This window comes from Vibrio sp. SS-MA-C1-2, assembly GCF_021513135.1.
Classification (GTDB): domain Bacteria; phylum Pseudomonadota; class Gammaproteobacteria; order Enterobacterales; family Vibrionaceae.
In genome coordinates, this window is sequence record NZ_CP090981.1 from 3,006,748 (window position 1) to 3,024,888 (window position 18,141).

Annotated in this window: 18 protein-coding genes; 9 read left to right on the forward strand and 9 right to left on the reverse strand. The window is 39.6% G+C overall.

Annotated elements, in window-relative coordinates; genetic code table 11:
- Position 1: 1 nt before the first annotated feature.
- Positions 2 to 1,342 carry a Na(+)-translocating NADH-quinone reductase subunit A gene (locus L0B53_RS18010; protein ID WP_235060934.1) on the reverse strand — a complete coding sequence of 447 codons (1,341 nt, stop codon included), beginning with the start codon at positions 1,340 to 1,342 and terminating at the stop codon, positions 2 to 4.
- 476 nt (positions 1,343 to 1,818) lie between these two features.
- The gene (locus L0B53_RS18015) at positions 1,819 to 2,130 is read right to left on the reverse strand and encodes a BolA/IbaG family iron-sulfur metabolism protein (protein WP_235060935.1); all 312 of its coding nucleotides are present in this window, start codon (positions 2,128 to 2,130) and stop codon (positions 1,819 to 1,821) included.
- A 468-nt stretch (positions 2,131 to 2,598) separates the two neighbouring features.
- On the opposite strand from L0B53_RS18015, the gene L0B53_RS18020 reads away from it, so the two are divergent.
- From L0B53_RS18020 to L0B53_RS18045, 6 genes are all read left to right on the forward strand, one after another.
- Complete coding sequence (locus L0B53_RS18020; RefSeq protein WP_235060936.1) at positions 2,599 to 3,723, forward strand: methyltransferase; 1,125 nt, start codon at positions 2,599 to 2,601, stop codon at positions 3,721 to 3,723.
- A 61-nt stretch (positions 3,724 to 3,784) separates the two neighbouring features.
- Positions 3,785 to 4,354, forward strand: a complete 570-nt coding sequence (locus L0B53_RS18025) for a YajG family lipoprotein (RefSeq protein WP_235060937.1) — start codon at positions 3,785 to 3,787, stop codon at positions 4,352 to 4,354.
- A 56-nt stretch (positions 4,355 to 4,410) separates the two neighbouring features.
- Positions 4,411 to 4,971, forward strand: a complete 561-nt coding sequence (locus L0B53_RS18030; protein WP_235060938.1) for a peptidylprolyl isomerase — start codon at positions 4,411 to 4,413, stop codon at positions 4,969 to 4,971.
- Positions 4,972 to 5,008: 37 nt separating this feature from the next.
- Complete coding sequence (locus L0B53_RS18035) at positions 5,009 to 6,373, forward strand: AmpG family muropeptide MFS transporter (protein WP_235060939.1); 1,365 nt, start codon at positions 5,009 to 5,011, stop codon at positions 6,371 to 6,373.
- A 218-nt stretch (positions 6,374 to 6,591) separates the two neighbouring features.
- Positions 6,592 to 7,467, forward strand: a complete 876-nt coding sequence (locus tag L0B53_RS18040) for an outer membrane protein OmpK (protein WP_235060940.1) — start codon at positions 6,592 to 6,594, stop codon at positions 7,465 to 7,467.
- A 224-nt stretch (positions 7,468 to 7,691) separates the two neighbouring features.
- Positions 7,692 to 8,381 carry a DJ-1 family glyoxalase III gene (locus L0B53_RS18045; protein ID WP_235060941.1) on the forward strand — a complete coding sequence of 230 codons (690 nt, stop codon included), beginning with the start codon at positions 7,692 to 7,694 and terminating at the stop codon, positions 8,379 to 8,381.
- A gap of 126 nt (positions 8,382 to 8,507) precedes the next feature.
- Here the strand turns inward: L0B53_RS18045 and thiI are convergent, their stop codons facing one another.
- Positions 8,508 to 9,956: a tRNA uracil 4-sulfurtransferase ThiI gene (thiI, locus tag L0B53_RS18050; RefSeq protein WP_235060942.1), complete on the reverse strand. Its 1,449-nt coding sequence runs from the start codon at positions 9,954 to 9,956 to the stop codon at positions 8,508 to 8,510.
- Positions 9,957 to 10,328: 372 nt separating this feature from the next.
- Here thiI and xseB point away from each other — a divergent pair, with 372 nt between their 5' ends.
- The 3 genes from xseB to dxs are packed head-to-tail and all read left to right on the forward strand — an operon-like array spanning position 10,329 to position 13,383.
- Positions 10,329 to 10,571: an exodeoxyribonuclease VII small subunit gene (gene xseB / locus L0B53_RS18055; RefSeq protein WP_235060943.1), complete on the forward strand. Its 243-nt coding sequence runs from the start codon at positions 10,329 to 10,331 to the stop codon at positions 10,569 to 10,571.
- Positions 10,564 to 11,463: a (2E,6E)-farnesyl diphosphate synthase gene (ispA, locus tag L0B53_RS18060; RefSeq protein ID WP_235062300.1), complete on the forward strand. Its 900-nt coding sequence runs from the start codon at positions 10,564 to 10,566 to the stop codon at positions 11,461 to 11,463. The genes xseB and ispA overlap by 8 nt, the downstream gene beginning before the upstream one ends.
- Before the next feature lie 24 nt (positions 11,464 to 11,487).
- Positions 11,488 to 13,383 (forward strand): 1-deoxy-D-xylulose-5-phosphate synthase, encoded by a 1,896-nt coding sequence (gene dxs / locus L0B53_RS18065; RefSeq protein WP_235060944.1) that lies wholly within the window; start codon positions 11,488 to 11,490, stop codon positions 13,381 to 13,383.
- A gap of 111 nt (positions 13,384 to 13,494) precedes the next feature.
- Here the strand turns inward: dxs and pgpA are convergent, their stop codons facing one another.
- The 6 genes from pgpA to L0B53_RS18095 all read right to left on the reverse strand — a co-directional run bounded on the left by pgpA (position 13,495) and on the right by L0B53_RS18095 (position 18,094).
- Positions 13,495 to 13,995, reverse strand: a complete 501-nt coding sequence (gene pgpA / locus L0B53_RS18070; RefSeq protein WP_235060945.1) for a phosphatidylglycerophosphatase A — start codon at positions 13,993 to 13,995, stop codon at positions 13,495 to 13,497.
- Between the two features lie 12 nt (positions 13,996 to 14,007).
- Positions 14,008 to 14,982: a thiamine-phosphate kinase gene (gene thiL, locus L0B53_RS18075; protein WP_235060946.1), complete on the reverse strand. Its 975-nt coding sequence runs from the start codon at positions 14,980 to 14,982 to the stop codon at positions 14,008 to 14,010.
- A 132-nt stretch (positions 14,983 to 15,114) separates the two neighbouring features.
- The gene (gene nusB / locus L0B53_RS18080) at positions 15,115 to 15,594 is read right to left on the reverse strand and encodes a transcription antitermination factor NusB (RefSeq protein WP_235060947.1); all 480 of its coding nucleotides are present in this window, start codon (positions 15,592 to 15,594) and stop codon (positions 15,115 to 15,117) included.
- Positions 15,594 to 16,064: a 6,7-dimethyl-8-ribityllumazine synthase gene (ribE, locus tag L0B53_RS18085; RefSeq protein ID WP_235060948.1), complete on the reverse strand. Its 471-nt coding sequence runs from the start codon at positions 16,062 to 16,064 to the stop codon at positions 15,594 to 15,596. Before ribE ends, nusB begins: the two co-directional genes overlap by 1 nt.
- Before the next feature lie 201 nt (positions 16,065 to 16,265).
- Complete coding sequence (gene ribBA / locus L0B53_RS18090) at positions 16,266 to 17,378, reverse strand: bifunctional 3,4-dihydroxy-2-butanone-4-phosphate synthase/GTP cyclohydrolase II (RefSeq protein ID WP_235060949.1); 1,113 nt, start codon at positions 17,376 to 17,378, stop codon at positions 16,266 to 16,268.
- A gap of 50 nt (positions 17,379 to 17,428) precedes the next feature.
- Complete coding sequence (locus tag L0B53_RS18095; RefSeq protein WP_235060950.1) at positions 17,429 to 18,094, reverse strand: riboflavin synthase; 666 nt, start codon at positions 18,092 to 18,094, stop codon at positions 17,429 to 17,431.
- Positions 18,095 to 18,141: the final 47 nt, after the last annotated feature.

Below are 18,141 nucleotides of genomic sequence, written 5' to 3' on the forward strand. Positions count from 1 at the left end.
ATTAACCTTCCTTCTCAATCTTGTCCAAGCAATCACGTAAGATTGGACCATATTCATATTTACCAGGACACACATAAGTGCATAGCGCTAAATCTTCTTCATCTAGCTCTAAAAGACCTAATTCCTGTGCACTGTCAAGGTCACCAGAAAGGATGTCACGAAGTAGCAATGTTGGCTCAATGTCTAGAGGCATCACTTTTTCGTAGTTACCAATTGGCACCATTGAACGCTCACTACCATTTGTTGTTGTTGTCATATCAAATAACCGACCGCTAAACAGATGGCTTAAGAAAGAACGTGTTACTGAGAACTTGCTCTTACCCGGAACAATCCAACCTAATAACTCTTTTTCACGACCTTCGTGTAAAACAGAAACTTGTAGGTGGTAATTACCAAGATAAGCAGAAGGACCACTAGCCGCTGTACCACTCAGTACAGAGCCAGAGATAATGCGAACTTCACCTGGCATCACTTCGTTATCAGCAAGCGTTGCAATTGATGCACCTTTTACTGTACGAATTAGACGAGGTTTGTTTACAACTGGACCCGCTAATGAAATTACACGTTGGGTATCAATTTCACCGGTAAGGAAAAAATTACCAAAAGCGATAATATCTTGATAATTTAAATGCCAAGCGACATTACCAAGACTTACAGGATGAAGAGTATGAATATGAGTACCAACGAGGCCTGCTGGATGAACTCCACCAAACACATGTTCTTCGACGTTTGTTGCATTGCTCTTAGGTAAACTAGAACCTGCTTTACAAACGTAAACTTTACCTTCAGTTAAACGTGAAACGATATCTAAACCAGCAGTAAATGCCGCTGTGTTTTCATTGATAATCACTTCAGGGTTTGCAGCTAAAGGATTCGTATCCATTGCTGTTACGAAGATAGCATTAGGTACAGCATCAATAGCAGGAACACGGCTATATGGACGTGTGCGTAATGCAGTCCAAACACCAGATTCGACTAGCTGATCAACAATAACCTGACGGTCTAGTGTTGTTAGCTGAGCTGTATCATATTTATTAAACGTTACTTGATCGTCGCCATCGATATCGATAACAACAGACTGTAACACTCGCTTAGCGCCGCGGTTGATTTCAACAACCTTACCACATGCTGGAGCAGTAAATTTAACACCAGGATTCTTTTTATCTTCAAAAAGAACTTGGCCTTTCTTTACCATATCGCCTACACGCACGTGCATTGTAGGACGCATTCCAACATATTCCTCGCCAAGCAAGGCAACTTGTTTGATGGTTGGACCATCATGTATCACCTGTGCTGGGGCCCCTGAAATGGGGAGATCCAGACCCTTCTTAATTGTAATCATATTTTTTGCACTACATTAACGGGAAAGAATTCTACTTAAACTACTTACCTTTATATTAAAGTAAGTAATCCCTATTTTGTCACTTTTTAGTCATGACGATCGTCTATATATTGAACAAACAAAATACAGAGCTTAATTTTCAAGTTGCATATTCTATCATTATTTCTAATTTCATGCCCATCGAAATCGTAATCAACTATCATTTTGAGTCATAAAATAGCCTTATATTGACGCACAAACAGCTAAACTAGACTTAGATCACAAAAATATAATCCAATATAAATAAGTTATAGACATGAATAAATAACCATTAGATTAAGTTTAAGAATAAGCTGTTAAGACCAATGTTCATACAGTACAAGTTGTCTACATTGCCGCAACCAACAAGCACCTAGCTTTAATAAAAATAATAACTGTGCAACTTTAAAATCAAATTTATTAAAAATAAAATATATCGTTCAAACAAACACTAAATACTAATGATTTGAACCACCTTTACAACCCGGGGAAGCAGCAACATCATTATCTAATGCACTCCACTCTTCCGGTGTAAATGTGTGTAGTGCCAACGCATGCAACCCTTCATCAAACTCTTTTTGTAACGTACTATAAATAAGTTGATGACGCTTAACTGAACGCAATCCTTCAAATTGAGCACTACTAATCACCACCTTAAAATGACTCTCTGAACCAGGCGGGACATTATGTCGGTGGCTTTCATTCTCAACGGTTAAATAGTTTGGAGAGAACTCATTCTCTAACTTACTATTTATATCATTTTCAACCATAAAATTTCCTTCTTCATATTGTGTTAGATTATTGATTAAACCATTTAATATAAACTCACTCTGACCATCAACAGAGGTGCTTTTCCTCTCTTGACTTCAAATTGCTATGCCCTCCATACTTGAAGTCGCTAGGTTGTTGGCTGCACTCGCTCGCCCCAATCATAGAGTACACCTATACTCATAGGGTCTCGCTCACTTGCCACCGACTAGCAACGCCAATTATTTTAGGTATAGATATAAACCTTTGAATATAAATTCTCTATTTTATAGTCAAAGACTTTAACTGCATCAAGATGCTATTTATTTTTATCTTACGACGTCTTAACTACTATAGTATAAACCACCTGTTTAATCAGTGTGATTTAGCTTTAAACTGACTATCACTCTGTTGTTTATGCTATCGTTATAGGTATAAAAACAACGCTCATTTAATTAATAACAAATTATTTTCTACCAACTGGATGCCCCATGGAAACCACATTATCCCTTTTGGATCGCTCTCTTACTCTACAACGCTTCCCAATTAGAAAAAATGAAACCTTACAAGCTTGGGATTCGGCTGATGAATATCTCATTCATCACTTCGAGCAACAACAGGATTTATCTCCTCAGCATTATCTTATCTTAAATGATACGTTTGGTGCGTTAAGCTGCTGGTTTCAAGAGCGATCCAATGTCACTTTGGTCACAGACTCTTTTATTGCAAAACAAGCAACTGAACAGAATTTATCATCGAATAATGCTAACCCTATCCTTATTCAAGATGGATTAAAAGCCCTTCCTGAAGCCGATGCGGTGATGATGAAGTTACCTAAGAGTAAGCGGTTGCTAACATGGCAACTTATCCAATTATGTCAGGCACTACCAGATGGAACAATTGTTGTCACTGCCGGTAAAGCAAAGGATATCCATACTTCGACCTTAAAGTTATTTGAACGCTACTTAGGTAAAACAACCACCTCTTTGGCAAAAAAGAAATCACGTCTTATTTTTACGACGGTTGATAAAAGTACATCACAACCGCTACCAAAACCTTTAAGTTGGTCTGTTGATGAGTATCATATCACCCTAACTAATCACGCCAATGTCTACTCGGGTGAGAGTTTAGATCTTGGAGCTCGTTTTATTTTACCTCATCTGCCAAAGGGTGATAAGTATAAGCATATTATTGATTTAGGTTGTGGTAATGGCGTATTAACCATTCGATTAGCCCAACTGAATCCAAGTGCAAAAATTACCAGCATTGATGAAAGCTATATGGCTATTACCTCAGCAACCGAGAATTGCCAGTTAAATGTACCCGATAATCATAATATCGATCTGAAAGTAAATAATTGTCTTGATGATTTTGATCTCAACAGTGCCGACATGGTGATTTGTAACCCGCCTTTTCACCAGCAAAATACCATCACTGATCATATTGCATGGCAAATGTTTAACGATGCTTATCAAGTATTAGAACCAAATGGAAAATTAATGGTCATTGGTAATAGCCATTTAAAGTATCACGAAAAATTGAACCGCTTATTTGGTAATTGCTCTAAAGTTGCCTCTAATAAAAAATTTGTTATTTATCAATCAGAAAAGCAATAACTACCATATACTAATATGGTTATCTAACTGAAATATCAATATATATTGTTAAGGATAGAAAATGAAAAATGGCTTAATTGGGTTATTCGCTTTAATTGCAATTGCGGGTTGTAGTTCAAAAACCCCACAACCGATCGATTTATCACCAAAAGCAACATTAGCAGCAGCCCCTATCGTAAAAGATAGATCAATAGAGCTAACCGTTAATGATTTAAGAACCGCTCAGTATATTGCACTCAATGATACAGGAGAGAAGTTTGTCTACCCTCTTCATGCACAACAAAACCTTCGTTCCACGTTTAGTGATTTATTAATACTACAACTAAAATCACAAGGGTTTAAGATTCAACCAAATGCGCCGTTAACTCTTCAGGTCGATATTTTAGACATGGTTGCCAATGTGAAAAATGAAACAGTCACTAACACCATCAAGAGTCGAGTAAAAGTACAGCTAATTGCACAAGCCGAAGGTCATCAATTTACTAAACGTTATTCAGGTGAATCGTCAGAGACTAGTGGTGGTTCAGCGTCTGAAGAAGATATTTCTGAGAAAGTCAGTCAATTATTAAGCTTGGTTTTATCTGATATCGCCAAAGATAATGAACTACAGCAATTCTTAATCAAACAGTAAATTTGAACAGCACCCAGAAAAATAACCAATACACAATTGACAAATAAGAGTAGAAGATGAAAAAAACAATCTTAACCGCAGCCATCGCACTCAGTGCCGCACTTTTTATTACACCATCGATGGCAGCACCACTTGTTCAAGTCACCACGACGGATGGTCAATTCACCATTAATCTAAATAGTGAACAAGCACCGATCTCGACCAAAAACTTTCTTCGTTATGTTGAAGATGGCAGTTATGTCGGCACTCAATTCCATCGAGTTATTGCAGGCTTTATGGTTCAAGGTGGTGGGTTTGATGCCAAGATGAATAAGCGAGCAACATATCCTGCAATCAAGAATGAAGCCAGTAATGGTCTTAAAAATAATGTCGCCACTATAGCAATGGCAAGAACTCAAGTACCCGACTCTGCAACTCGTCAGTTTTTTATCAATGTCAAAGATAATGGCTTTTTAGATCAAAGTTCAACTAAAGTCGGTTACGCCGTTTTTGGTAAAATTACAGAAGGCTATTCAACCATCGAAAAAATTGCAGCAACTAAAACAGGTATCAAAGGCGGTATGCGTGATGTGCCAAACACTCCGATTGTGATCACTGAAATTAAAGTGATTAAATAAAAACGATCAACTCATTAGTTAACAACAAGGACACCACATGGCGAATCAACTTTCATGGAGAGAAACACTCCAAAGTTACCTAGATAAACGTCTACTTTGGGTATTTATGTTAGGGTGTGCCAGTGGTTTTCCTTGGGTTTTAATCGGCTCTAATATGTCAGGTTGGTTAAAAGATGCGGGATTAACTCGTGCTGCTATCGGTTTTTTTGGCTCGGTTTTTGCCGTTTATGCTATCAACTTTCTTTGGGCACCTCTGATCGATCGTGTCAAACTTCCAGTCTTAAATCTGTGGTTAGGGCAACGACGTAGTTGGATATTCCTCACTCAAATTGTGATGTTAATCGCGACGCTAGCGATAGCTGGTACTGACCCTGCACATAATATTGCCATCACTTCCGCTTTAGCATTGGTGATTGCCACCAGCTCAGCAACTCAAGATATCGCCATTGATGCTTTCCGTATTGATAGTTTTAGGGAAGATGAAAAACATAAAATGCCTCAAGCTTCTGCCATGGCCGTCATGGGATGGTGGACAGGCTACTCTCTGCCGGGTTATTTTGCTTTTACCAACGCCGATTCTGTTGGTTGGAATAGTGTTTACTATGGAATGGCGGGCTTTGTTGTCTTGCTAATTATTTTTACTCTTTGCGTTCGAGAACCCGTAACATTTAGAGAAAAGCTGCAAAGTGAGGCTGAATTACGTCATGCAAAACTGTTAAGTGATGGTAAGCCAACAGCTTGGATTCGCCTTATTAGCTGGATTTCAGTCACTGTTTTTGAACCTTTTATCGACTTTTTCCGCCGTAATGGGGTTCGAATAGCAATCTCTTTATTACTGTTCGTCTTTCTATTTAAAATTGGCGAAGCCTTCCTTGGACGCATGTCGATTGTCTTTTATAAAGAAATTGGATTCAGTAACCAACAAATAGGAGAATACTCTAAATTGGTTGGTTGGGTTGCAACGATTGTCTTTACCTTAATTGGTAGTGCGATTAATGTTCGCTTTGGTATTGTCAAAGGGCTGCTCATTGGTGGGATCGCAATGGCTGCTTCCAACTTAATGTTTGCATGGATAGCAACCGTCGGCCCTAATGAACATCTATTCTTAGCAACTATTTTAGTTGATAACTTTACCAGCGCATTTGCTAGTGTTGCTTTTGTTTCATTCTTAACTTATTTAACGGGGCGAGCTTTCTCAGCCACTCAATATGCTCTGCTTGCTTCATTAGGCAACTTTGGTCGTACAACACTAGGCTCACTGAGTGGTGTCTTTGTCGAGTGGCTAAATAGTTGGTCATTGTTCTTTATTATTACCGCATTAATGGTTATTCCTAGTTTAGTGCTATTAATTTCAATGAAAGACCACTTCAATCAATTAAGCCAAGATAAAAAAGAGCAATAAGCAAAAAAAGAGCAATAAGCAGAAAAGACAAATGAGAGTGATGAATAAATAAATCATAAATACCGGCCTAAAAAGTGTGATCACAATCACACTAAATTCATAGTGATTGATAAATTAAAAAAAGGTTCATTTTTTTTATCTACAGTGAAAGTAGCAATGGAAAATAGCAGCTATCCGATTGTTGCTATTCACCTAACTTTGACTCAATAGGTAACAATATGCGCAAAACTCTTTTAGCTTTAAGCTCTCTGGCTGCTTTATCTACATTTAGTGTTCAAGCTGCAGACTACTCAGACGATATCCATAAAAACGATTATAAATGGGGTCAATTTAACCTCATGTATGCATTAGATGAAAAACCGCAAGATAAAACTTCACCTAATTCAGATAATGGGCATAACTACCTTGAGTTAGAGTTTGGTGGCCGCTCTGGCATTGTTGATCTGTATGGTTACCTTGATATCTTCAACATCACTGAAAACAGTCATTCTGATAAAGATGGCCAGAATAAAATGTATTTAAAGTTGAACCCTCGTTTTTCACTTGATGCAATGACAGGCAAAGATCTCTCTTTTGGCCCAGTTCAAGAGCTTTATATTGCTACCCTTTTTGAAATTGGTGGTGGTGGCGCTTCTTATGATGGCTATAAAGAGAAAAGTGATGGTTCATATGAAGAGGTAACCTACGGTGGCACTGACACTAACGGTTATAAAGTCGGTTTAGGTTCCGATATCATGGTACCTTGGTTAGGAAAGATGGGCTTAAATCTGTATGCGGTTTATGATATGAATGCTAAGGCATGGAATGGTGCTCAAATTTCAACTAACTGGTTTAAGCCTTTTTATACTTTCAACAACGATAGTTTCCTATCCTTCCAAGGTTATGTCGATTGGCAATTCTCTGATGACTCTTTTAAAGGTACGAAACAAGCAGACAATGGCGGTGGTGCCTTCTTTGGACTTTATTGGCATTCAGAGCACTATGCTGCTGGTTATGGCTTAAAAGGGTATAAAGATGTTTACTTAATCCCTGATACCACGGATTTCGCAAGTAGTGGTTGGTCTCATTACTTCAGTGTGACTTATAAGTTCTAAGCTAAATAGAACTTATTAAAATTATTTCGATAAAGAGCTGACCTTGATGTTGGCTCTTTTTTATTAAGTATCGCCTCAAAAACCTCTTTTCTTACTTAGCTCTTTTTAACAATTTTTAACCATTATTTAAGTGTCAATGCTCTCCCCTGTTAACTAATATTGCCGATAATGATTTCCATAGTATAATCGTTGAGATAATGACAATCATAAGATAGGGTTCAATTATGTCGAATAATCATTCTGGTGCAGCACAAGATCTTTTAATGGAAATTGAGAGTAAGGATATTCTGGTTCTATTGGCGCCCGGTATTGAAGAGATGGAAGCGGTCATTACTATCGACACTTTAGTTCGAGCGGGGTTTAATGTCACGACCGCAAGTACTGCATTTGATGGTCGTTTAGATATCCTCTGTTCACGAGGTGTAACCTTGGTAGCTGATACCACCATTGCCAAAGTTGCAGATGATGAGTTTGAGTGTATTGTCTTACCGGGTGGAGCTGAAGGCGCAAAGTGCTTCCGTGATAGCCCATTGGTGATTGAGATAATAAAACAACAGATCTGCGACCAGCGTTGGGTTGCGGCTATCTGTGCGTCCCCTGCTTTAGTATTGGCTCATCATAATATCTACCCTCAAGCCTTTATGACCTGTCATCCTGACTTTGCCAGTCATATTCCTGAGTACTACTTAAAAACTAAGCGTGTCATGGTCGATACGATTCATAATTTGATCACTAGCCAAGGGCCGGGGACGGCACAAGAGTTTGCGCTAGAGATTGTTAGTCAATTGACCAGTAAACAACATGCAACAGATACTGCCGCGCCAATGGTTTTACTGCCAAGTATTGTTTTTTCAGCTCAAAGTATCGAAAACCAAAAGAAAATTTGGAAGCAGAGCAACAAAATGAATAGCTAATCATTTTTCACTTTATTCAAAATTACTGAACAAATTTCCAAATAAAAAGACCGGTTTAAATTCACTAAACCGGCCTTACTATTCAATGATTTAAAATCATTTCTGCCCCACCAAGAAATTGATAAATTAAGGACGGTAAACCTTAATATTATTGAAGCCTTGGTCTTTCAAATACAGTGCCTGGAGACGACTCATCACACCACGATCACAATACAATAAGTAGTTTTTAGACTGATCTAAGTCACCAAATTTGGTTGCTAACTTGAAGAATGGAAGATGAATCACTTCAATATCATCCAGCTCTAAAGGACTCTGCTCTTCTTCTTCTGCACTACGAATATCAAGCACAACACTGTTGCTATCAATCTCTTCAACAAGCTCAACATCAGGCGCTTGTTCTTGACTCTCTTTTGCAATGTCACGAATATCCATAATACGTGCATTCTCCACTACGCTAGTTAAGATTGAGAAATCAAAGTTCTCTTCTTCGCGTTCAAGCTTGGCTCTCTCTGCTTTAATGGTTGGCTTTTTAGAGATCACACCGCAGAACTCAGGCATGACTTTAGCAAACTCTTCAGTACCAATAACACGAGAAAGATCAACGATATCTTGTTTATCCCATGTCACAAGAGGGCGCAGAATCAATGCATCTGTCGCTTGATCGATCATTTTTAAGTTGGTTAAGGTTTGGCTAGATACTTGACCTAATGCTTCACCCGTCACTAATGCTTGAATACCAAAACGATCGGCTACATCACTGGCCGCTCGGACAAACATACGTTTAAGAATAACACCCATTTGAGCATCATCCACTTTTTCTAAAATTTCTGCGACAACCGGTTCAAAATCAATGCTGATGAATTTTACTTTTGCTGAAGAACCGTATTTATGCCATAAGAAACTTGCCACCTCTTTAACGCCAGTTTCATGCACTGCACCACCAAGGTTAAAGAAACAGTAATGAACTTTACTGCCACGTTTAATATGAAGATAGCTAGAAACCCCTGAATCATAACCCCCAGAGATTAAGCTCAATACATCTTCTTGCGTCCCCATAGGGAAACCACCTAACCCTGCAAAACGGTTAAGTACAAGGTTGAGTTTTTCATTATCGATATCAAGATTGACGGTAATATCTGGACGTTTTAATTGAACACGTGCCGATTCAACAGATTGGTTAAGACCACCACCAATATAACGCTCAGCATCAATTGAAGTAAAATCATGCTTACCGCGACGCTTCACACGAACACAAAAGCTCTTTCCTTCGATCTGACTTTTCACTACCGCTTCTGTTTGTAGGTAAATATCATGGAGATCAATAAAGTCACTTTGCGTCACTTCTAATACATGATTCACACCCGGAGTATTGGTAAGAACTTCAAGGACAACATCTCGCTTTTCATCATCGTTACATTGGATCTCAATATGATCCCAGCGATTAAAAACAGCCACCTTCTCTATTCTTCGTTTCAATATGTTACGTAAATTACTATCCAGGATCTTAGTAAAACGTTTACGCACAGATTGACTCTTTACGATCACTTCTGGATGAATTTTAACAATAAATTTCATAACAGCCTTCACAATATAAATAACAAAAAATAGAGACTATTGAGCACTGCAGCTAATCAATAGTCATTAGAGATCTCAATTATAGCTCATCGTCCAACCAGAGGGGAAAGTATCACCATTTGCTTTATCAAAAGTCAAACATCACTATAAAGTAGGGCGCGGATTATACATCATGGCAACTAGATGCTGAAATGTTATAATAAAAAAAGTTATCAATAAGGCAACTTCCATCAATATTTCCTTGTTCATCATGCTAAAATTAGATGATTCCATTAGAAATATAATTTATCACACAAAAAAGATAACTATATTTGACCACCAGACTATGGTGCGTTAACTTTCTCTTAAGCATTCCAATAGAAAAATGTAACTATGGCCAATAAAAAAGTTGAAAATATGTCGTTTGAAGCCTCAACGACAGAGTTAGATTCGATAGTTAGTGAACTAGAACTTGGTGAGCTAGCATTAGAAGACGCACTGAAAAAGTTTGAACGTGGCATTACTCTTGCTCGCCATAGTCAACAAAAATTATCTCAAGCAGAACAACGTGTTGAAATATTACTTCAGCAAGATGAAAATGCAGCTTTAACACCATTTGATACGAATGATGAGTAATCAATCATTCGCTGTGTTAATGCAGCACTGCCAAGATAGAAGCAATCAATCCTTAGCAAACTGGTTAACTCAACCAAGTTGTGAGGACTCTCGTTTATTAGAAGCGATGCGTCATGGTGCTTTATTAGGCGGTAAACGAATTAGACCTTTTTTGGTCTATACTATCGGACAGATGCTTAGTGTATCAGAAGACGATCTCGATACCCCAGCAGCCGCCATAGAGTTTATTCATGCTTACTCATTAATTCATGATGACCTCCCAGCAATGGATGATGATGAACTACGCCGCGGACAACCAACTTGTCATATCGTTTTTGATGAAGCTATTGCTATTTTAGCTGGCGATGCACTACAAACACTCGCTTTTGAAGTACTTGCAAGTGGTCAATTATCAAAAGAAGCTGAAAGTCAACGTATTGCGATGATTCAAGCTCTAGCTCGAGCATCGGGTGCGGCGGGAATGTGTGTTGGACAAGCTTATGATCTTGAAGCTGAAAATCAACAAGTATCACTTCAGCATCTACAAAAGATCCACCAGCATAAAACCGGAGCCCTAATAAGTTGTGCAATAACATTAGGCGCATTAGCTGCAGGTCAGCGTGGTGTGGCTATTTTAGAGCCATTAAATCAATTTTCTTCAGCTATTGGTTTAGCATTTCAAGTTCAAGACGATATACTTGATATAACCAGTGACACCAGTACATTAGGAAAACCTAGCGGTTCAGATCTTGAACTTCATAAAAGTACTTACCCTTCACTCCTCGGTTTAGAAGGGGCAAAAGAGAAAGCTCAACTGCTGTTGCAAGACGCGTTGGAAGCGCTTAAAGCCATTCCTTATGATACAACACAATTAGAAGCATTCGCCCGATATATCATCGAGCGCAATAATTAATTCAAACAAAAGTGCTGTTATTTTATGAGTTTAGATATATCAAAATACCCAACTTTAGCTCTTGCCAGCATTCCTGAAGAGCTCCGTTCATTACCTAAAGAGAGCCTGCCAACTCTTTGTGATGAGCTTCGTCGTTACCTTTTAAACTCGGTGAGTCAGTCGAGTGGTCACCTTGCCTCAGGCTTGGGGACGATTGAACTTACTGTTGCTCTTCATTACGTTTATAACACCCCTTTTGATCAGCTAATTTGGGATGTCGGGCACCAAGCTTATCCTCATAAGATCCTAACCGGTCGTCGTGAGCAGTTACCGACGATTCGTCAAAAAGGCGGACTGCATCCATTTCCTTGGCGTGAAGAGAGTGAATATGATGTGCTTTCAGTTGGGCACTCATCGACATCCATCAGTGCAGGCTTAGGTTTAGCTATTGCCGCGGAAAAAGAACAGAAAAATCGTAAAGTGGTCAGTGTGATTGGTGATGGTGCGATCACTGCAGGTATGGCTTTTGAAGCGATGAATCACGCAGGTGCGGTTCATTCCGATATGCTCGTTGTTCTAAATGATAACGAAATGTCGATTTCAGAAAACGTCGGTGCTCTGAATAATCATTTAGCAAAAATCCTATCGGGTAGCTTGTACACCTCTATTCGAGAAGGTGGAAAAAAAGTATTAGCCGGTGCACCGCCGATTAAAGAATTAGTGAGACGAGCAGAAGAGCACATCAAAGGGATGGTTGTCCCTGGGACTTTATTTGAAGAGCTAGGTTTTAACTATATTGGCCCTATAGATGGTCACGATGTTAACGAGCTAGTGAAAACCCTTAAGAATATGCGTAATCTGAAAGGCCCTCAATTCCTTCATATTATGACGAAAAAAGGTAAAGGCTACGCTCCCGCTGAGAATGATCCCATCGGTTATCACGGTGTACCTAAATTTGATCCAGCTGAAAATTCACTACCAAAAAGTAGCGGTGGCAAGCCATCATACTCTAAAATATTTGGCAATTGGCTCTGTGATATGGCCGCTATCGATCCTAAATTAGTGGCGATTACTCCTGCAATGCGTGAAGGTTCAGGCATGGTGGAGTTCTCTAAAAAATTCCCAGAGCAATATATCGACGTTGCAATTGCAGAACAACATGCCGTGACGTTGGCAACAGGTTTAGCAATTGGTGGCAATCATCCGATTGTTGCAATCTACTCAACCTTCTTACAACGCGGTTATGACCAACTGATCCATGATATTGCGATTATGGATCTGCCGGTGATGTTTGCTATCGATCGTGCAGGTTTAGTCGGTGCTGATGGTCAAACACACCAAGGTGCTTTTGATCTTAGCTTTATGCGCTGTATTCCTAACATGGTGATTATGGCACCTAGTGATGAGAATGAGTGTCGTCAGATGCTTTATACGGGCCACCAGCATCAAGGACCAAGTGCCGTCCGTTATCCGCGTGGTACAGGTTCTGGTGCTGAAGTTATTGAAGAGATGACTGCCATTGAAATTGGTAAAGGTGTGATTCGTCGTCAATATCAACAACAAAATGAAAAAGCTGACAATAAAGAGAAAGTCGCTATTCTAAACTTTGGTACTTTCCTCTCAGAAGCACTCATCGCTGCAGAATCGCTCAATGCAACAGTCGTTGATATGCGTTTTGTAAAACCTATTGATGAAGATCTGACTAAAAAAATCGCAGCTGAGCATGATATTATCGTGACCCTTGAAGAGAATACTATCAAAGGTGGTGCAGGTTCAGCCGTTAATGAGTTCCTCATGGCCGAGAAGATCGCCAAACCGGTCCTTAACTTAGGGCTTCCAGATCGATTCATCTCTCAAGGAACACAACAAGAACTGTGGCATGACCTTAAACTTGATGCTGAAGGAATTGAAGAACAGATCCGAGCTTATATCGAGAAATAGAATCTAGATTAAATCTCGTTTTAACCCTTTCTTACTTGAAGAGTCGAATCGCCATCAAAAAAGCCGCTAAATTAGCGGCTTTTTATTGCGTGATTAGCAAGGTATTAAATATTACCAACCCATCCAAGTGCCAAATGCCCATAGACAAGGTAAAGCAATAAAACCCGCCACAATATCATCAATCATGATACCAAAACCGCCATGGACATTTTTATCAAAGTAGCTAATTGGCCAAGGTTTTAGCATGTCAAAGAAACGGAATAATACAAAGCCCGCAAGTAACCATTGCCAATCAAAAGGAGAAATCCCCATCATAGGCACAATACTTAACGTTATCCATAAACCAACAAATTCATCCCAAACAATTGAACCGTGATCATGGACGCCCATATCATCTGAAGTTTTTTGACAAAGTTTACAACCAATAATTGAAGCAACAATAATCACTAACCAATAAAGTGGCCAAGATAGTTGAGCAATAAGAAGATAAAGAGGGATCCCAGCCAGTGTCCCCATCGTGCCCGGTATAATGGGTGATAATCCACTACCGAATCCTGTCGCGAGAAAATGCGTCATATTAGATAGCTGGATCTTATCTCTTGGATCTGACATATGTAATTTATCCTATGATTTAAAATGGTCATAACCAGAAAGCGACGACCAATCCACTTTCTGTTCATTATTTAATAATTGTAATCCAATACCTGGTTTTATCTGTCCAACACAGGTCGCATTAATCCCATTTCTCTGCATCTCAACAGTCAACTGCTCTCTTTTATGGTTAGGGACAGTAAAGCATAGCTCATATTCTTCACCACTGGTAAGGGCAATTTTTTGAGCCTGACTTAGATCATCATGAGATGCAATTAATTCCGGAGAGAGAGGTAAATTATCGACATTTATGATCGCAGCAACATTAGATTGTTTGAGAATATGTCCCAAATCAGAAATTAAACCATCTGAAATATCAATGGCAGAGCTAGCAAATTCGCGCAATGTAATCCCGGTCACAATACGAGGATCGGCCAAATAGTGACGCTCCACTAACTGCTTTTCTATTGAGTTTAGCTTATCTGGCGGCGTTAAAATAAGCGCTAAACCTGCCGCACTATCACCCAACTCCCCTGTTACATAGATCCAATCACCAATTTTAGCACCACTACGACGTAACGATTTACCTCGAGGAACAAAACCTTGAACGGTGATCGTAATACTCAGAGGGCCTTTTGTTGTATCCCCGCCAATTAACTGTAAGTTAAAATATTCAGCTAATGAAAAGAAGCCTTCACAAAATCCAGTCAGCCAAGTTTCATCGGCTTCAGGCATTGTTAGCGCCAATGAAACCCATGCGGGGTCAGCCCCCATTGCCGCAAGATCACTAAGATTAGCAGCCAATGCTTTATGAGCCACTAATTTAGGATCGGCATCAGCAAGAAAGTGTGTTCCAGCCGCTAACGTATCGGTACTGATCGCAATCTGGCACCCTTCTGGCACTTCTAATAGCGCACAATCATCACCAATACCGACAATCACATCGTTACGATTGACATTCTGCTGCTCAAAGTAGCGAGCAATAAGATCAAACTCATTACAACTCATAACCGGTTATATTCTCTTTACAAATATCATTGATAAGTCGCTTATTCTCTTCTTAACTATTGGAGAATTAAGCCAAAAAACAGGCATAAAAAAGGCCAGCAAATAAGCTGACCTTTTCTTAAAACTTCACAATTACTTCGCTCTTGCTTTACGAAGTGATGGTGCCGCTTTATCAAGAACACCATTAACGAACTTGTGGCTATCTTCAGCACCGAATGCTTTAGCTAGTTCAATTGCTTCGTTAATAACAACTTTAAAAGGCACATCTTCACGTTTAGTCATTTCATACATAGCTAAACGTAGTAGAGCTAATTCCATCTGATCAAGATCCTGTAAAGGACGAGACAGGTATGGACGCATCTTGCTATCTAACTCTTGGTAGCTCATCACTACACCCGTTAACAAGTTACGGAAATACTCAACATCAGTATCTGGTTGACTTAATTTTGGCGCTTCTGAGCGATGCTCTTCTTCTTCAAAATCGTGTCCGCCAGAAAGAAATTGTTGTTCGATACTAGCAACATTATCTTGGGTGATCTGCCAAGAATAGATTGCTTGTAGCGCAAAGTGACGTGCATTACGACGTGCGGCTGGTTTCACACTAACCCCCATTAGGATTCAATTTGGGATAAAACATTAACCATTTCAAGCGTGCTTAGAGCTGCCTCAGCTCCCTTATTACCAGCCTTGGTACCCGCGCGCTCGATAGCTTGTTCTATAGTATCAGTCGTTAACACACCGAATGAAATAGGAACATCAAATTCCAGGCTCACTTGTGCTAGACCTTTATTACACTCACCAGCAACAAATTCAAAATGAGGAGTACCGCCACGGATAACTGAACCTAATGCAACGATAGCATCAAATTTACCGCTACGTGCAACGCGTTGTGCAGTAATTGGCAGCTCAACTGCACCTGGGCAGCGAACAACAGTAATATTATCGCTCTTAACTTGGCCTAGACGCTCTAGAGTATCTACCGCGCCAGCAAGTAAACTGTCATTAATGAAGCTGTTAAAGCGAGAAATAACAATTGCAATTTTTGCGTTTGGAGCAGCGATACCGCCTTCGATAATTTTCATGGCTCTTCCTGTAAAATCATTCTGGTGAGAGAAACCGGCGGATTCTATCACACTTATTAATAGTTAGAATAGTCACTATGAGTTTTACTTCAATAAAACTGACTTAAAGATAGCGGTGACCATTCGACATCATTATAAAATAGGCTGAAATATTAACAACATAAATTCACCCTACTTCTATTATTACACTAAAATAAACTTTTATTGTGTTATGTATTCAACCACATCCAAACCAAAACCCGATAATGCATGGTAACGTTTGTCCGAAGATGAGAGTAGACGCATTTTTGCAACCCCTAAATCAGCAAGAATTTGAGAACCAGCACCAACTCGACGAGAGGTTCCTTGCCATTTAGTTCCAGCAGTCTTAGTGCCGCCATCTTCCAGTTCAAAGTTCTTCACTTTGTGGATAATGCTGTCCGTCGTATCATGATTACCGAGCACAACTAACACACCATTTTCTTTCGCGATCTTTTCCATCGCTTTTTCTAGTGGCCAGTTACGTGTTGTTGAACGGTCTGAGTGAAATAGATCAGCAAAGTCATCTTGCAGATGAACACGAACTAACGTTGGCTGATCAGCGTCAATTTTACCTTTAGTTAGGGCGTGATGGATCTTGTTATCAATAGTGTCACGATAGGTTACAACATCAAATTCGCCAAAGTCGGTTGGCATTTTAAAACTTGCAACACGCTCTATGGTCGTTTCGTTGTTATTACGGTATTCAATTAAGTCTGCAATCGTGCCTAGTTTAATATCATGCTGTTCAGCAAAGATCTCTAAATCAGGACGACGCGCCATGGTGCCATCTTCTTTTAAGATTTCGACAATCACACTTGCTGGTTCAAAGCCGGCTAAACGAGCAAGATCGCAACCGGCTTCAGTGTGGCCTGCGCGCGTTAAAACGCCACCATCTTGAGCCATTAATGGGAAAATATGTCCAGGTTGAACAAGATCAGAAGCAACGGCATTTTTAGCCACAGCCGCTTGAACTGTCACTGCACGATCGCCAGCTGAGATCCCCGTCGTTACGCCTTCGGCAGCTTCAATTGAAACCGTAAAGGCCGTACTGTACTGAGCGGTGTTATCGTCAACCATCGGGTTTAATCCCATATGTAAACAACGCGCTTTTGATAATGTTAAACAGATCAATCCTCGACCATGTGTCGCCATAAAGTTAATCACTTCAGGTGTCACTTTTTCAGCGGCAATAATAAGATCGCCTTCATTCTCGCGATCTTCATCATCCATCAAGATAACCATTTTACCTAGGCGGATATCATCAATAATTTCTTTTGCACTACTAATTGCCATGATCTGGAATCCTTAATTTTTCATTAATATAAATTTAAAGCCAACTTTAACTACTTTAAAAAACCTGATTTAGCTAATAACTCCATGGTTACTTCGCTTTTGGTTGATGATGATTCTGCGGCTTTATCACCAAGAATTAGGCGCTCTAAATAACGAGCAATCACATCAACTTCTAAATTAATTTTCGTTCCAACATTGAACTGCTCAATCGTTGTCTCTTGCGCAGTATGAGGGACAATCGTAATCTTAAATTTATCACCATCAACATCATTAACCGTTAAGCTAATTCCATCAATCGTTATTGAACCTTTCTCTGCAATATATTTAGCTAGGGAGGAAGGGACTTGTAGCCAGAACTCAATTGCACGCCCTAATGAATGACGACTAACAATCGTAGCAACAGCATCAACATGACCTGACACCATATGTCCACCCATGCGTGTTGTCGGCAACATCGCCTTCTCTAAGTTCACTCGTTGACCTGTTTTATAGGTTGCGAAGGCAGTACGGTTCATCGTCTCCAGAGAAAGGTCGGCAACATAGCCATTTCCGGTTAACTGAACCACGGTTAAACAAACACCGTTCGTGGCAATACTATCCCCTAACTTCACATCGTCTAAATCTAATGTACCGCTATTGACAGTAATCGCAATATCCTGCCCTTTGGGTGTAATTGCTGTGATATTACCAACAGCTTCAATGATACCTGTAAACATTTAAAGTCAACCTGCTTTTACTTGTTATACCTTTCTGACTTCGGTAT

Excerpts from the sequence above, each read along its gene's own strand:
- L0B53_RS18045 (WP_235060941.1), top strand. The coding sequence starts at position 7,692 with ATGTCGAATAATCATTCTGGTGCAGCACAAGATCTTTTAATGGAAATT.
- L0B53_RS18030 (WP_235060938.1), top strand. The coding sequence starts at position 4,411 with ATGAAAAAAACAATCTTAACCGCAGCCATCGCACTCAGTGCCGCACTT.
- ribBA (WP_235060949.1), bottom strand. The coding sequence starts at position 17,378 with ATGGCAATTAGTAGTGCAAAAGAAATTATTGATGATATCCGCCTAGGT.
- thiL (WP_235060946.1), bottom strand. The coding sequence starts at position 14,982 with ATGAGTTGTAATGAGTTTGATCTTATTGCTCGCTACTTTGAGCAGCAG.
- ispA (WP_235062300.1), top strand. The coding sequence starts at position 10,564 with ATGAGTAATCAATCATTCGCTGTGTTAATGCAGCACTGCCAAGATAGA.
- L0B53_RS18035 (WP_235060939.1), top strand. The coding sequence starts at position 5,009 with ATGGCGAATCAACTTTCATGGAGAGAAACACTCCAAAGTTACCTAGAT.
- L0B53_RS18015 (WP_235060935.1), bottom strand. The coding sequence starts at position 2,130 with ATGGTTGAAAATGATATAAATAGTAAGTTAGAGAATGAGTTCTCTCCA.
- L0B53_RS18040 (WP_235060940.1), top strand. The coding sequence starts at position 6,592 with ATGCGCAAAACTCTTTTAGCTTTAAGCTCTCTGGCTGCTTTATCTACA.
- L0B53_RS18025 (WP_235060937.1), top strand. The coding sequence starts at position 3,785 with ATGAAAAATGGCTTAATTGGGTTATTCGCTTTAATTGCAATTGCGGGT.
- ribE (WP_235060948.1), bottom strand. The coding sequence starts at position 16,064 with ATGAAAATTATCGAAGGCGGTATCGCTGCTCCAAACGCAAAAATTGCA.
- nusB (WP_235060947.1), bottom strand. The coding sequence starts at position 15,594 with ATGGGGGTTAGTGTGAAACCAGCCGCACGTCGTAATGCACGTCACTTT.
- pgpA (WP_235060945.1), bottom strand. The coding sequence starts at position 13,995 with ATGTCAGATCCAAGAGATAAGATCCAGCTATCTAATATGACGCATTTT.
- L0B53_RS18095 (WP_235060950.1), bottom strand. The coding sequence starts at position 18,094 with ATGTTTACAGGTATCATTGAAGCTGTTGGTAATATCACAGCAATTACA.
- thiI (WP_235060942.1), bottom strand. The coding sequence starts at position 9,956 with ATGAAATTTATTGTTAAAATTCATCCAGAAGTGATCGTAAAGAGTCAA.
- L0B53_RS18020 (WP_235060936.1), top strand. The coding sequence starts at position 2,599 with ATGGAAACCACATTATCCCTTTTGGATCGCTCTCTTACTCTACAACGC.
- dxs (WP_235060944.1), top strand. The coding sequence starts at position 11,488 with ATGAGTTTAGATATATCAAAATACCCAACTTTAGCTCTTGCCAGCATT.
- L0B53_RS18010 (WP_235060934.1), bottom strand. The coding sequence starts at position 1,342 with ATGATTACAATTAAGAAGGGTCTGGATCTCCCCATTTCAGGGGCCCCA.
- xseB (WP_235060943.1), top strand. The coding sequence starts at position 10,329 with ATGGCCAATAAAAAAGTTGAAAATATGTCGTTTGAAGCCTCAACGACA.